Source organism: Polaromonas sp. P1_G2, from assembly GCF_056405515.1.
The window spans coordinates 1-14169 of record NZ_JBFUBY010000091.1; the positions used below are offsets into that span (position 1 = coordinate 1).

General features: G+C 65.4%; 10 protein-coding genes and 1 pseudogene. 6 read left to right on the forward strand and 5 right to left on the reverse strand.

The features are described from left to right. On the reverse strand, positions 1–899 hold an 899-nt coding region (locus AC1D0P_RS11440; protein ID WP_477676851.1), incomplete at its 3' end, for a histone deacetylase family protein. 278 nt (positions 900–1177) lie between these two features. Between AC1D0P_RS11440 and AC1D0P_RS11445 the strand changes: the two genes are divergently transcribed. Further along, positions 1178–1726 carry a phasin family protein gene (locus AC1D0P_RS11445; protein ID WP_477654277.1) on the forward strand — a complete coding sequence of 183 codons (549 nt, stop codon included), beginning with the start codon at positions 1178–1180 and terminating at the stop codon, positions 1724–1726. A gap of 180 nt (positions 1727–1906) precedes the next feature. Here AC1D0P_RS11445 and AC1D0P_RS11450 read toward each other — a convergent pair whose 3' ends face one another. Beyond that, positions 1907–2779 (reverse strand): patatin-like phospholipase family protein, encoded by an 873-nt coding sequence (locus AC1D0P_RS11450; RefSeq protein ID WP_477676852.1) that lies wholly within the window; start codon positions 2777–2779, stop codon positions 1907–1909. Positions 2780–2921: 142 nt separating this feature from the next. Between AC1D0P_RS11450 and AC1D0P_RS11455 the strand changes: the two genes are divergently transcribed. After that, positions 2922–3965, forward strand: a complete 1044-nt coding sequence (locus tag AC1D0P_RS11455) for an extracellular solute-binding protein (protein WP_477676853.1) — start codon at positions 2922–2924, stop codon at positions 3963–3965. 167 nt (positions 3966–4132) lie between these two features. Continuing rightward, the gene (locus tag AC1D0P_RS11460; protein ID WP_477676854.1) at positions 4133–4900 is read left to right on the forward strand and encodes a 3-hydroxyacyl-CoA dehydrogenase; all 768 of its coding nucleotides are present in this window, start codon (positions 4133–4135) and stop codon (positions 4898–4900) included. An 18-nt stretch (positions 4901–4918) separates the two neighbouring features. Here AC1D0P_RS11460 and AC1D0P_RS11465 read toward each other — a convergent pair whose 3' ends face one another. Continuing rightward, positions 4919–5851 carry a LysR family transcriptional regulator gene (locus AC1D0P_RS11465; RefSeq protein ID WP_477676855.1) on the reverse strand — a complete coding sequence of 311 codons (933 nt, stop codon included), beginning with the start codon at positions 5849–5851 and terminating at the stop codon, positions 4919–4921. A 119-nt stretch (positions 5852–5970) separates the two neighbouring features. On the opposite strand from AC1D0P_RS11465, the gene AC1D0P_RS11470 reads away from it, so the two are divergent. Continuing rightward, the gene (locus AC1D0P_RS11470; protein WP_477676856.1) at positions 5971–7839 is read left to right on the forward strand and encodes a gamma-glutamyltransferase family protein; all 1869 of its coding nucleotides are present in this window, start codon (positions 5971–5973) and stop codon (positions 7837–7839) included. Here the strand turns inward: AC1D0P_RS11470 and AC1D0P_RS11475 are convergent. Beyond that, complete coding sequence (locus tag AC1D0P_RS11475; RefSeq protein ID WP_477676857.1) at positions 7836–8837, reverse strand: YihY/virulence factor BrkB family protein; 1002 nt, start codon at positions 8835–8837, stop codon at positions 7836–7838. The two genes, AC1D0P_RS11470 and AC1D0P_RS11475, sit on opposite strands and share 4 nt — an antisense overlap. A gap of 73 nt (positions 8838–8910) precedes the next feature. On the opposite strand from AC1D0P_RS11475, the gene dnaG reads away from it, so the two are divergent. Together dnaG and rpoD are read left to right on the forward strand one after the other, a co-directional pair. After that, positions 8911–10908, forward strand: a complete 1998-nt coding sequence (gene dnaG, locus AC1D0P_RS11480; RefSeq protein ID WP_477676858.1) for a DNA primase — start codon at positions 8911–8913, stop codon at positions 10906–10908. Between the two features lie 392 nt (positions 10909–11300). Next, complete coding sequence (gene rpoD / locus AC1D0P_RS11485) at positions 11301–13781, forward strand: RNA polymerase sigma factor RpoD (protein WP_477676859.1); 2481 nt, start codon at positions 11301–11303, stop codon at positions 13779–13781. Positions 13782–13862: 81 nt separating this feature from the next. On the opposite strand, the pseudogene AC1D0P_RS11490 reads toward rpoD, so the two are convergent. After that, a pseudogene (locus tag AC1D0P_RS11490) lies at positions 13863–14169 on the reverse strand (dipeptidyl aminopeptidase); the annotation flags it as partial.

Genomic DNA, 14169 nt, shown 5'->3' on the forward strand with positions numbered 1-14169 from the left:
ATCTGCACCTGCACAGTCTCGTCGATGTTGACGCCGTAGCCGCCCGCCATGGCAAACGCCAGCGGGACGCGGCGCTGCCAGGCCCAGTCGAAGACGCGTCGGTCGCGCGCCTCCAGGCCGTCGAAGCTCAAAGCCAGGCGGCCCAGCCGGTCGCCTTCGTATGGGTCGGCGCCGGCCAGGAAGAGGATCAGGCCGGGCTCGAAGCGCCGCTCCAGTTCGTCCAGCGCTTGCTCCAGCGCCTGCAGGTAGGCCGCGTCGCCGCAGCCGTCGGGCAGGTCCACGTCGAGGTCGCTGGCCTCCTTGCGGAACGGGAAGTTTTTTTGCCCATGCAGCGACAGCGTGAAGACGCTGGCGTCGCCGGCGAAGATGCTGGCCGTGCCGTTGCCCTGGTGCACGTCGAGGTCGATGATGGCGACCTGCAGCGGCTTGCGCGGGTGGCGGTGCTGCCGCGCCCACTCCGCCTGCATCAGCCTGGCGGCTACGGCCGCATCGTTGAACACACAAAAGCCTCCGCCCTTGTGCGCATAGGAATGGTGCGTGCCGCCGGCAAGGTTGGCGGCGATACCCTCCCCCGGCCGGCCGGGCGAACCGATGGCCACGCGAGCCGCCGCGACGGTGGCACCGGCCGAACGGCGCGCGCGTTCGGCCATGCCCGGGCTCCAGGGAAAACCGATCTCGCGCTGGGCAGCAGCAGGCAGGGTTCCATGGCTGATATCGGCGATGTAGTCCGGCGTGTGGACCAATGCCAGTTCACCATCCGTCGCGGCCGGCGCCTGTGCCATGCGCACCTGAGGACGTTCATTCACCAGGCGATCGCGCAGCAAACGGTATTTCGCCATCGGGAAACGGTGGCCGGGCGGCAGCGGCAAAACGAAGTTGTCGGCGTAGAAGGCTTGCAAGGTGAGGAGCGCGTGGCGATCTGGATTGGAGCCATTGTGGCCCGAGCGCGGTACTCAGCAAAATGGATGCATACGGGTGGGAAAAGTAATTCTTTTAAGGTACTTTCTGGTGCTGTTTCAGACCGTTACCTAGGGGGTGACCTCTAAATTGGTGCACTGCAACATAAAATACTTGCAATGGTGCAGCCATTCCCTATACTTGGGCTTATGTTGCAGTGCAGCAATTCAGCGCAAAGCAACTACTGTCCTCACCTAAACCTAAACCTATTTGGAGATTCATTATGTTGACCGCTGAACAAGTCCTCGCTTCCCACAAAGCCAACATCGAAACCCTGTTTGGCCTGACCCACAAAGCCTTCGAAGGCGTTGAAAAGCTGGTCGAGCTGAACGTGCAAGCCACCAAGGCTGCCCTGGCTGAAACCGCCAACCACACGCAAGCCGTGATGGGTGTGAAAGACGCGCAAGAACTGATGGCCCTGCAAGCCGGCCTGGTCCAGCCCCTGGCTGAAAAGACCGCCGCCTACAGCCGCCACCTCTATGACATCGCTTCGGCCGCCGGCGCTGAACTGGGCAAGACCTTCGAAGGCCAGGCCGCTGATGCACAGAAGAAATTCGTCGGCCTGGTCGACAACGCCGCCAAGAACGCACCGGCCGGTTCCGAAACCGCCGTGGCTGTCCTGAAGAGCGCCGTCGCCGCAGCCAACAACGCTTTCGAGTCGGTCCAGAAAGCCGTCAAGCAAGCCAGCGACATCGCTGAAGCCAACTTCAACACGGTGGCTGCCTCGGCCGTGAACGCCACCAAGACGACCACCGCCAAAAAACGTTGATCATGGCGCTTTACGCGCTCACATTCATGGAGCCTGTTTCGCAGATCCCGTTTGACTGAACAGGATTTCAAGCCAGTTGTCTCCTCGGGTCCCTTCCGAAATTCATTTTCACGGACCCCTTAAAGCCCGATCGCAAGATTGGGCTTTTTTTTGCGCGCAATTAGCTTGCGGCGGCGGCCGCTACTTGTGCGCAACGAGCGCCGCAGCCTCGAGCTTAGCCTTGAGCTGCGGCAACGCCGCCAGCATGGCAGCCCGGCCCGCATCAATGGCACGCTGCCGCGCGGAGAAGTCCGCGCTTTTGAGGCCGGTGAGCGAGGGGCGCACGACGACGTCGGCATCCTTGAGTTCGTACTGGTTGATGCTTTTGCCCATGATGGCAAAGGTCTGCAGCAGGATTTGCAGCGTGTCGCCGGCCGGATTGTTTTCCGGCGGGCTGGAGATGTCGACCGCGACCACGATGTCGGCGCCCATCTGCCGCGCAAATCGCACCGGCACCGGCGAGACCAGCCCGCCATCCACATACTCGCGCCCGCTGATCTTCACCGGCAGGAACACCRCCGGCACCGCGCTGGATGCCCGCACCGCCGTGCCGGTATCGCCGCGCTGGAACAGCACGGCCTGGCCACTGTTGAGGTCGGTGGCGACGATGCCCAGTGGAATCGCCATGTGTTCCATCGTGCGGTTGGCCACCAGGTCGTTGACATAACGGGCCAGTGCGTCGCCACGGAACATGCCACGCCCGAAGATGGGCAGCATCCAGTCGGTGATGGCAACCTCTTCCATGTTGAGCGCGGTCTGCTGCAGCTGCGCGCTGGTCTTGCCGCTGGCATAGAGCGCCGCCACCAGGCTTCCGGCCGAAGTGCCGACCACCAGTTGCGGCTTGAGCCCGGCTTCTTCCAGCACCGCGATCACACCCACATGGGCAAAGCCGCGCGCCGCGCCCCCACCCAGCGCCAGCCCTATGCGCACCGGCTTTCTGGCGGCCTCGGCCGGCGGCGGCAACACAGGGGCACCGGGGCCGGTCGGCAGCGTGCCGCAACCGGCCAGCAGCATCACCGTCAGGGCAAGACAGGCGCCCGGCCCCCATCCCGGCGCGCGCGAAAGCTTGTGTGACGTAGGGACTCTGGCAAGAATGATTCTTATTTGCTTTATCATGGCCGGGCTTTAAAAATTAGCTGTCAGAAAGTGGAAAGTTATGTACAAGAAGGTAGTTCTCTCGTCGCTGCTGTTGCTGGCAGGTTTTGCATCAGCGCAAGAGCAGGTGGTCAACTTGTATTCTGCCCGCCATTACCAGACCGATGAAAAGCTCTACAGCGACTTCACCAAGGCCACCGGCATCAAGGTCAACCGCGTGGACGCCGACGACGCCGGCATCCTGGCACGCCTGAAGGCTGAAGGCGCCGCCTCCCCCGCCGACGTGATCCTGCTGGTCGACGCGGCCCGCCTCTGGAAAGGCGACGCGGACGGCCTGTTCAAACCCATCAAATCGCCGGCCCTCGAAGCCGCCATTCCCGCCAAGCTGCGCGCCAAGGAAAGCGCCGAAGGCACGACCTGGTTCGGCTTCTCCACCCGTGCCCGCGTCGTGGTGTTCGACAAACTGAAGGTCAAAAAGGCCGACGTGGACACCTACGAAAAGCTGGCCGACCCGAAAAACAAGGGCCTGCTGTGCACCCGTTCGGGCGCCCACCCCTACAACCTCTCGCTCTTCGGCGCCGTGACCGAGCACATCGGCGAAGCCAAGGCCGAACAATGGCTCAAAGGCCTGGTGGCCAACATGGCGCGCGACCCCAAGGGCGGCGACAGCGACCAGATCAAGGCCGTGGCCAGCGGCGAATGCGGCATCGCACTGACCAACACCTACTATCTGGCGCGCATCATGCGCTCCAACGCGCCGGATGACAAAGTGGTGGCCGACCGCGTCGGCGTGGTCTTCCCCAACCAGGACAGCTGGGGCACGCATGTGAACATCGCCGGCGCGGCCGTCGCCAAGAACGCCAAGAACACGGCCAACGCCGTCAAGTTCATGGAATACCTGGCCAGCCCGAGCGCGCAGGAGTACTTCGCCAACGGCAACAACGAGTGGGCCGCGGTGCCGGGCCTGGGCGTCAGCAACCCGGCGCTCAAGGCCATGAGCCCTTCGGGCAACGGCAGCTTCAAGTCCGAAACCATCCCGATCAGCGCCGTGGGAAACAACCAGCTCAAGGTGCAGCAGATGCTGGACCGCGTCGGCTACAAGTAAGCCAGCGCCTTTCTTTTTGCGAAAGCCCGGCCGCCGACAGGCGCCGGGCTTTTTTCATGCGCCATAATTGACGTTTACGTTAACGTCATGTCGCCCGGACTTGTGCGCGGGCCCCGGCGTTCGCACAAACCCCCGTTAAATCTCCCACTCTTTCATCAAGGAACACCATGGATATCGCAGGCAAAGTATTTATCGTCACCGGCGGCGCATCGGGCCTGGGTGAAGGCACGGCACGCATGCTGGTGGCCAACGGCGCCAAGGTCGTCATCGCCGACATGCAGGCCGACAAGGGCGAAGCCATCGCCAAAGAGCTGGGCGCCGACAAGGCCGCCTTCGTCAAATGCGACGTGAGCCAGGAAGCCGACGGCCAGGCCGTGGTGGCCAAGGCGGTCGCCATGGGCAAGCTGATGGGCCTGGTGAACTGCGCCGGCATCGCGCCCGCCGAAAAAACCGTGGGCAAGAACGGCGCGCACAGCCTGGCCGTGTTCAGCAAGGCCATCACCGTCAACCTGGTCGGCAGCTTCAACATGATCCGCCTGGCGGCCGATGCCATGTGCAAGAACGAGCCCGAAGCCACCGGCGAGCGCGGCGTGCTGATTTCCACCGCCTCCGTGGCGGCCTACGACGGTCAGATCGGCCAGGCCGCGTACAGCGCCTCCAAGGGCGGCATCGTCGGCATGACCCTGCCGATTGCCCGCGACCTGGCGCGCAACGGCATCCGCAACATGACGATTGCGCCCGGCATCTTCGGCACGCCCATGCTCTTCGGCATGCCGCAGGAAGTGCAGGATTCGCTGGCCGCCGGCGTTCCCTTCCCGTCCCGCCTGGGCACGCCGCAGGATTACGCGCGGCTGGCCAAACACATCATCGAAAACGACATGCTCAACGGCGAAGTGATTCGCCTGGACGGGGCCATCCGCCTCGCGCCACGCTGAGTTTCGCGACTGGCCGATTCAGGGTGACGCCGGGTGCAGCTCGGCCAGCCTGTCGGTCAGCAGCGCCGACAGCCGGTCTATCACCTCGTTGACGCGGGCCGGCACATAGCGCCGGCTCGGCACCACGGCGTAGAGCGGCGCCGGCTCTCCCAGGTGGCCCGCGAACAGGCGCACCAGCTTGCCGCCGGCCAGCGAGGCCATCAGGTCGATCTCGGACTGGTAGACGATGCCCCGCCCTTCCAGCGCCCACTGCAGCGCGATCGAGGCGTCGTTGCAGGCCAGCGGCCCGGCCACGCGAACCTGGAAAGGCGCGCTGGCCTCCCCTTGCAATTCGAACTGCCACTGGTCCTGCCGGCGCTCGCGCACATGGCAGACCAGGCAGTCGTGCTGCGCGAGCTCGCAGGGCTGCTGCGGTGTCCCGCGGCGCGCGAGGTACTCGGGGCTGGCGCAGGCCACGCGCCGCGCCGGCGCCAGCAGGCGCGCCGAATGGGTCGAATCCATCAGCGGCCCGTTGCGCAGGGCCACGTCTATGCCTTCGCGCACCAGGTCCACGCGCACATCGCTGATCTGCAGGTCGATCTCGATGCCAGGATGGAGGGTGGCGAATTCCGCCAGCCAGTAGGCGAGCATCTCGCGCGCCAGCATGGCCGTGGCGGTAATGCGTATGCTGCCCGTGAGGCCGAAAGTGCCGGCGCGCACCTTGGCCTGGCCTTCGGACACCAGTTMGAGCGCGCGGCGCGCATGGTCGACCATGACCGCGCCTTCGGCCGTGGGCCGCACGGCACGCGTGGTGCGTTCGAACAGCCGCACACCCAATGAGGTTTCCAGCCGCTTGATCGCCGCGCTGACAGCGGCCGTAGAAAGCCGGCAGCGCTTGCCCGCACCCGTGAGGCTGCCGGTCTCCGCGGTGGCCAGCAGCACACGCAGGGCATCGAGATTGTCAAATTCCATGGAAGACTGATTTCTCCGAAACGCCATTGTGGGGCGCGGGGCCGCTCGATATATTTGCCAGCGGGCAGGAGATGTTCCCAGGCCCCGCGACAAGCAACAACTACATTCAAGGATATCCCATGAGACACGCCTTCCCGGCGCTGGCGGCGACCGCGCTGCTGGCCGCCTGCGCCAGCAGCCCCTCCTCCTTCACCTACCAGGTCCCGGCCGACGAAGCCGCGCGCGGCGCCAAGTACATGCAGCCCGAAGGTTCTTCGGGCTTCACGCCCAAGCCGGGCTGGGCCACGAAGAAGTTCGCCGTGGCCGCCGCCAACCCGCTGGCCACCGATGCCGGCTACCAGGTGCTCAAGGCCGGCGGCTCGGCGGTGGACGCGGCGATTGCCGTGCAGATGGTGCTCACACTGGTGGAGCCGCAGTCCAGCGGCATAGGCGGCGGTGCGTTCCTGCTGCACGCCAGCGGCGGCAAGGTCGAGGCCTTCGACGGCCGCGAAACCGCGCCCGCCGCCGCCGATGAGAAACTCTTTATCGGCGCCGACGGCAAGCCCATGGCTTTCTACGACGGCGTGGTCGGCGGCCGCTCCGTCGGCACCCCCGGCACGGTGCGCATGCTGGAGATGGCGCACAAGCAGTACGGCCGGCTTCCTTGGGCCCAGCTGTTCGCGCCGGCCATCCAGCTGGCCGAAGGCGGCTTCAAGGTCAGCCCGCGCCTGAACACCCTGCTCAAGGGCGAAGTGCACCTGAAAAAAGACGCGACGGCCGCCGCCTACTTCTACAAGCCTGACGGCAGCCCTGTGGACGTGGGCGCGACCCTGCGCAACCCGGCCTTGGCCGAGGTGCTGCGCCGGATCGCGGCCGGCGGATCGAGCGCGCTGCTCGAAGGCCAGGTCGCGCAGGCCATCGTCGCCAAGGTGCAAGGCCACGCCACCAACCCCGGCAAGCTGGCCCTGGCCGACCTGGCCGGCTACCAGCCCAAAAAGCGCGATCCGATCTGCAGCGATTACAGCGCCGCCGGCAAGGCCTACCGCCTGTRCGGCATGCCGCCGCCCAGCTCGGGCGCGATTGCCGTCGGGCAGATCCTCGGCATCCTGAACAACACGCCGGCCAGCACCCTGGGCCTGGTCACCGGCACCGGCGGCCTTCCCGGCACGGTCTCGCCCACTCCCTCGGCCGACTGGCTGCACCTGTACACCGAGGCCTCACGCCTGGCCTTCGCCGACCGCGGCCAGTACCTGGGCGACCCCGACTTCGTGCAGCCGCCCGGCGGCAGCTGGATGAGCCTGCTGGCCCCGGCCTACCTGAGCGAGCGCGCCAAACTGATACAGCCCACCGGCCCCAGCATGAAGACCGCCAAACCCGGTGCGCCGGGCGCCGTCAAGACGGCTTACGCGCCCATGCCCGACCAGCCCGAGTACGGCACCTCGCACATCAGCATCGTCGACGGCTACGGCAACGCGATCGCCATGACGACCACGATTGAGGACCAGTTCGGTTCGCGCCTGATGACCGACGGCGGCACCGGCAAGGCCGGCGGCTTTTTGCTCAACAACGAGCTCACCGACTTCAGCTTCGCGCCGGCGGACGCCGAAGGCAAGCCCGTGGCCAACCGCGTGCAGCCCGGCAAGCGCCCGCGCTCGTCCATGGCGCCCACACTGGTGTTCGACAAGAACTCGGGCCAGCTCGTCATGAGCGGCGGCAGCCCCGGCGGCGCGCTCATCATCCACTTCACGGCCAAGACGCTTTACGGCACGCTGAACTGGGGCCTGAACGCCCAGCAGGCCATCGACCTGCCCAACTTCGGCTCGCTCAACGGCCCCAGCATCCTGGAAGAAAAACGTTTCTCGCCGGCCACCGTCGAGGCGCTGCGCAGCCGCGGCGCCGAGGTGCGCGAGCAGACCATGACCAGCGGCCTGCAGGCCATCCAGAAAACGCCCGAGGGCTTCTTCGGCGGCGCCGATCCGCGGCGCGAGGGACTTGTGCTGGGCGATTAATCCAGGCGCATCGGCCTGGCAGGCTGGTCCTGCCGGGCCGTGCCCAGGCGCTCGTACTCCGAGATCACCTGCGCGCCCAGCAGCAGCAAGGCGGCCGCGACCTCCAGGCTCAGCAGCACCACGATGGCGGTGGTCAGCGAGYCGTACACCAGGCCGACCTGCGACAGCGTGGAGAAGTACCACACCAGARGGCGGCGCGTCAGTTCCCACAGCAGCGCGGCGGTGGCCCCGCCCAGCAGCGCGTGCCGCCATTGCAGCCGGCCCACCGGCATCACCATGTACAGCGACGTGAGCAGCAGCACCTCACCCATCAGGCYCAGCAAATACAGCAGCACGCCGGAAAAACCGCTGAGCGACCATTCCCAGCCCAGGAAGTCCAGGCTTTTTTCGCCCAGCGCCTGCAGGCTTCCCGACACCAGCGTCACCAGCAGCAAGCCCAGGCCCACAAACAGGATGTAGCAATAAGGCAGGATGGCCGACACCAGCAGATGGCGGCGGCGGATCGCCACGCGGTGCAGGAAGATCACCGACATCGCGTTCTCCAGCACCGTGAAGGCCAGCGAACTGAAAAACAGCATGGTGGCCAGCAAGACCCAGCCCAGCACCTCCCGGTGCGCCAGGAAGTAGGCCAGTTCGGCCGTGATGTAGCCGCCCTGGCCTGGGGCGAGCCAGCCGATGTAGCGGCCCAGCGCCTGCAGCAAGGTCTGCTGGTCCACCACATGCGACAGCGCGATCGCCACCAGGATCAGCAGCGGAACGACGGACAGCAGCGCGTAATAGGCCACGGCCCCCGCCAGCAGCAAGCCCTGGTTGGCGCGAAAACCCTTGAGCACCCGCAGCGCGAAGGCACCGGGATGGCCGGCAACATAGGCAAGGTTGGGGGAAAGCGTCTGGAATGGCCCCGCTCCCGGGGCGGCAGGGAAAAGTCCATTGTGGGAGGCGCCGGGGCGCTCCCGCTGCCGCCGGATGCCGCCAATGCGTGTCAGCCCAGCGCCCATTCCCCTCAAGGACGTAGGGACCGCCCTTCCCGGGGGCCGGGACGCGTGTGCTAAATTGACCCCCCTCTCCCCCATGGCCATCCCACAAACATTCATCCAGGAACTGCTCGCGCGCGCCGACGTGGTGGACATCGTGGGCCGCTACGTGCAGCTCAAAAAGGGCGGCGCCAACTTCATGGGCCTGTGCCCTTTCCACGGCGAAAAATCGCCCTCCTTCAGTGTCAGCCCCTCCAAGCAGTTCTACCACTGCTTCGGCTGCGGCAAGAACGGCAACGCCATCAGCTTCCTGATGGAGCACGGCGGCATGAACTTCGTCGAGGCCGTGAAAGACCTGGCCCAGCAATACGGCCTGCAGGTCCCCGAAGACGACGTCTCGCCGCAGGACCGCGCCCGGGCCGCGCAGATGCGCGAACAGCAGGCCACCCTCACCAGCGTGCTCGAAAAAGCCGGCGTCGCCTACATCAAGGCCCTGCGCAACTCCGAGCGCGCCATCGACTACTTCAAGGGTCGCGGCGTCTCGGGCGAAGTCGCCAAGACCTTCGGCCTGGGCTACGCGCCCGAGGGCTGGCGCAGCCTGGCCAGCGTGTTTCCAGACTACAACGACCCGCTGCTGGTCGAAAGCGGGCTGGTCATCACCGGCGAACCCGGCGAGGAAAACCAGGCCGGTGAGGCGAAGCGCTATGACCGTTTTCGCGACCGGGTCATGTTCCCCATCCGCAACGTCAAGGGCGAATGCATAGGCTTTGGCGGCCGCGTGCTGGGCGACGACAAGCCCAAATACCTCAATTCGCCGGAAACCCCGGTCTTCAGCAAGGGGCGCGAGCTCTACGGCCTGTTCGAGGCCCGCAGCGCCCTGCGCGAGCACGGCTATGCGCTGGTCACCGAGGGCTATATGGACGTGGTAGCCCTGGCCCAGCTGGGTTTTGCCAACGCGGTGGCCACGCTGGGCACCGCCTGCACCGCCGACCATGTGCAAAAGCTGTTCCGCTTCACCGATTCGGTGGTCTTCAGCTTTGACGGCGACGGCGCAGGCCGCCGCGCCGCCCGCAAGGCGCTGGATGCCGCCCTGCCCTTTGCCACCGACGTGCGCACCGTCAAGTTCCTGTTCCTGCCGGCCGAGCACGACCCCGACAGCTACATCCGCGAGCACGGCAAGGAAGGCTTTGCCGCCTATGTCAGCAAGGCCGTGCCGCTGAGCCGCTTCCTGCTCGAAGCCGCCGCCGAGGGCTGCGACCTGGACACCGCCGAGGGCCGCGCCCACATGGCCAGCAATGCCCGCCCGCTGTGGAACCTCATGCCCGACGGCGCCCTCAAGCGCCAGTTGCTGGCCGAGATCGCCGACAAGGTGCTGATCGACAGCCGCGAGCTGCTGCAGCTGTGGCAGCCGGCCGCCACGGGCTACAAGTCGGGCAACAAAAGCAGCGGCGGGCCGCGCGGATCCGGCAAGGGCCACAGGCCCGACGCCGCGCCCGCCCCCGTACACCACGCGGACATGCCCGACCCGGGGGGCTACCCGCCCGATTACCCCGAAGAGCGCGACTACAGCGCCTCCGAGCCCTCCGGTTATTACCCGCCCCCGTCAGCCCCGGGGCGCAGCTTCGGCGAGCGCAGCGGCAGCGCCCGGGCGCCGCGCCGCGTGGCCGGGCGCATCCTGCCGGCCAGCCGCGAAGACCGCGTGCTCAGGCTGCTGCTGACCGAAGCCCAGACCTGGGACCGGCTCAGCACCGAAGAACACCATCTGCTGGTCGAGCTGCCTGAGCCCCACGGCCCGCTGTTCGTCTGGCTGGAGAGCCAGCTTCACGAACACGGGCCCCAGCCCTGGGCGGCCCTGCGCGAGGGCCTGCGCGGCCATGCCCACGAAAGGCATGCCACGACGCAGATCGCGCAAATCCCTGAAGGCATAGAAAGCGACTGGACCGAGGTCCGCAGCATCCTGGACCAGCTGCTGCGCCTGCGCCGCCAGCAGGAAATGAGCGAGCTGGCCGCCCGGGCCGCCACCGACCCGGACGCCCGCCAACGCTACATGGAACTGGCCGCCAGCCTCAAAGCCCCGGCCGACACCGCCCGCTAGGCTCCCGCAAGCACCGGGAAAATACCTGTTTTTGGGGGCAAAAAACCGCCCAAAAAACAGGCAACAGGGTATAATCCGATTTTCGACGGCAAGCGCGACAGCAGCACCTCCGGCCCGGCCACCCCGAAACTTCGGGGAACTCACAGATGAGACGGCCACTTCCCCCAGGGAATTCCGCAAGGACTGCACACCAAATGTTCGCCCAAACAGCTTGCCCGGAAAAATAAACCGCAACGTGCCTCTGGCGCTGCCCGGCCTGTTTTTCCGCTCTCCCGTTCCTGACCCTGAATCCTTGTCACCGTGCCTGTGCTTTGCATAGGCGCCAAGGCGCATTTTTGTTTACTGGTAGCTGATAGATATTTAGAACAATTTTCCCGATTACTGGAGGTCCCATGCCTACTGCCAAGCCGAAAAAGCCGAGCACGTCCAAAAAGCCGCAAGGCGCGCAGCCCAAAGCCGCCGCCAAGCCCAAAGCCAAGACAGCGCCCAAAGCCGCTGCCCGGCCCGCAGGCAAGCCTCCAGTCAAAGCAGCAGCCAAAGCCGCCGCCAAACCTGCCGCCAAAAGCGCCAAGGTTGAAAAACCGGGAAAAACCGCCATCTCTGTCAAACCCAGCAAACCCAATGCCCTGGTGAGCAAAGCCCCCCTGAAAACCRTGAAATCCGTGGTTTCCGATTTGCCCCTGAAGAAAGCTCCTGCCGTGCCGACCAAGTCCAGCCCTGAATCCAAGCCCCTAGCCGCCGCCCCTGCCGACGTGCCCGTGAAAAAGAAGCCCGGCCGCCCGCCCAAGAACCCCGCAGCCGACGGCAGCGCGCCTGCCGCCACCACCGGCGCCAAGCGCGGCCGCAAGCCCAAGAACGCCACCGCCGCGCCCAAGGACGGCGAAGACCTCGACCTGTCCGACATTGAGGACGACCTGGTCGGCGAACCCGTGGCGGAAACGACCGAGAAGGTCAAGCCGCTGCGCATGAAGATCAGCAAGGCGAAGGAACGCGCCCTGATGAAGGAATTCGGCCTGGACGAGACCGTCCTCTCCGAAGAAGACATGCTCAAGCGCCGCCTGCGCCTGAAGACCCTGATCAAGCTCGGCAAGACGCGCGGCTACCTCACGCACGGCGAAATCTCCGACCACCTTCCCGACAAGCTGGTCGACGCTGAAACGCTGGAAGTCGTGGTCAACATGCTCAACGACATGGGCGTGGCCGTGTACGAGCAGGCGCCCGACGCCGAAACCCTGCTGCTGAACAACACCGGCCCGACCGTCGCGACCGAAGAGGAAGCCGAAGAAGAAGCCGAAGCCGCGCTGTCCACCGTCGACAGCGAATTCGGCCGCACCACCGACCCGGTCCGCATGTACATGCGTGAAATGGGCACGGTCGAGCTGCTCACGCGCGAAGGCGAAATCGAAATCGCCAAGCGCATCGAGGGCGGCCTCATGAAGATGATGGAAGCCATCTCGGAAAGCCCGGCCACCATCGCTGAAATCATGCGCCTGGGCGAGGAAATCCGCGAAGGCAAGATCGTCATCTCCACCGTGGTCGACGGCTTCTCCAACCCCAACGAGGCCGACGACTACGTGGCCGAGGAAGACTTCGACGAATTCGACGAGGAAGACGACGACGACGGCAAGGGCGGCTCCAAGGCCCTGACCAAAAAGCTCGAGGAACTCAAGAAGGAAGCGCTCAGCCGCTTCGACAAGATCGCCACCCTGTTCGAGAAGGTCCACAAGACCTACGACAAGGAAGGCTACGGCACGCCCACTTACGTGAAGTCGCAAAAAGCCCTGAGCGACGAGCTGATGACGGTGCGCTTCACCGCCAAGACCATTGAAAAGCTCTGCGACATGCTGCGCGGCCAGGTGCTGGACGTGCGCAAGAAAGAGCGCGAGCTGCGCCGCATCATCGTCGAGAAATGCGGCATGCCCCAGGAAATCTTCATCAAGGATTTCCCGCCCAACCTGCTGAACCTGAAATGGGTTGAAAAACAGGTCGCATCCGGCAAGCCCTGGTCGGTGGTGATGGCCCGCAACGTGCCGCCCATCCAGGAACTGCAGACCAAGCTGGGCGAATTGCAGGCCCGCGTGGTGGTGCCGCTGGCCCAGCTCAAGGACATCAACAAGCGCATGAACGAAGGCGAGTCCAACTCGCGCGACGCCAAGAAAGAGATGATCGAGGCCAACCTGCGCCTGGTGATCTCGATCGCCAAGAAGTACACCAACCGCGGCCTGCAGTTCCTCGACCTGATCCAGGAAGGCAAYATCGGCCTGATGAAGGCSGTCGACAARTTCGARTACCGYCGCGGCTACAAGTTCTCGACCTACGCCACCTGGTGGATTCGCCAGGCGATCACGCGCTCCATCGCCGACCAGGCGCGGACCATCCGCATTCCGGTGCACATGATCGAGACCATCAACAAGATGAACCGCCTGTCGCGCCAGCACTTGCAGGAGTTCGGTTTCGAGCCGGACGCCAGCATCCTGGCCGCCAAGATGGAGATTCCGGAAGACAAGATCCGCAAGATCATGAAGATCGCCAAAGAGCCGATCTCCATGGAAACGCCGATCGGCGACGACGACGATTCGCACCTCGGCGACTTCATCGAGGACAGCGCCAACACCGCGCCGCTGGAAGCCGCGATGCAGGCCGGCCTGCGCGACGTGGTCAAGGACATCCTCGACAGCCTGACGCCGCGCGAAGCCAAGGTGCTGCGCATGCGCTTCGGCATCGAAATGTCCACCGACCACACGCTGGAAGAAGTCGGCAAGCAGTTCGACGTGACGCGAGAGCGCATCCGCCAGATCGAAGCCAAGGCGCTGCGCAAGCTCAAGCACCCTTCGCGCTCGGACAAGCTGCGCAGCTTTATCGATACGTTGTAAACGCGCTACCCGCCTCAAAAAAGCCCGGCCCGCAAGGCGCCGGGCTTTTTTATGCCTGGCGAAAATTCAGGGCGTGGTCAGTCAGGGCGCCGTCAGCCCGACCTTGCGCACAAAGGCGTCCAGCGGCACCGACCACATCTTGCCGCCGTAGGTCAGCAGCGAATGCCCGTCATGCCCCTGCACCGGCCCGGTCTGGACAAGCTGCGTGTCGCTGCCGCCGGCCTTGAAGGCCTCGTGCCACTGGCGGGGTGCTTCGGGCCCCCAGTACTGGTCATTCTCGGCATACAGCCACAGGTTGGGCACCTTGACCAGCTTGCCCAGCTCGCCATAGGTCTTGCGCAGGGTTTCCGGTCCGCAGCTTTTGGTCGGCGATGACTCGGGGTTGCCG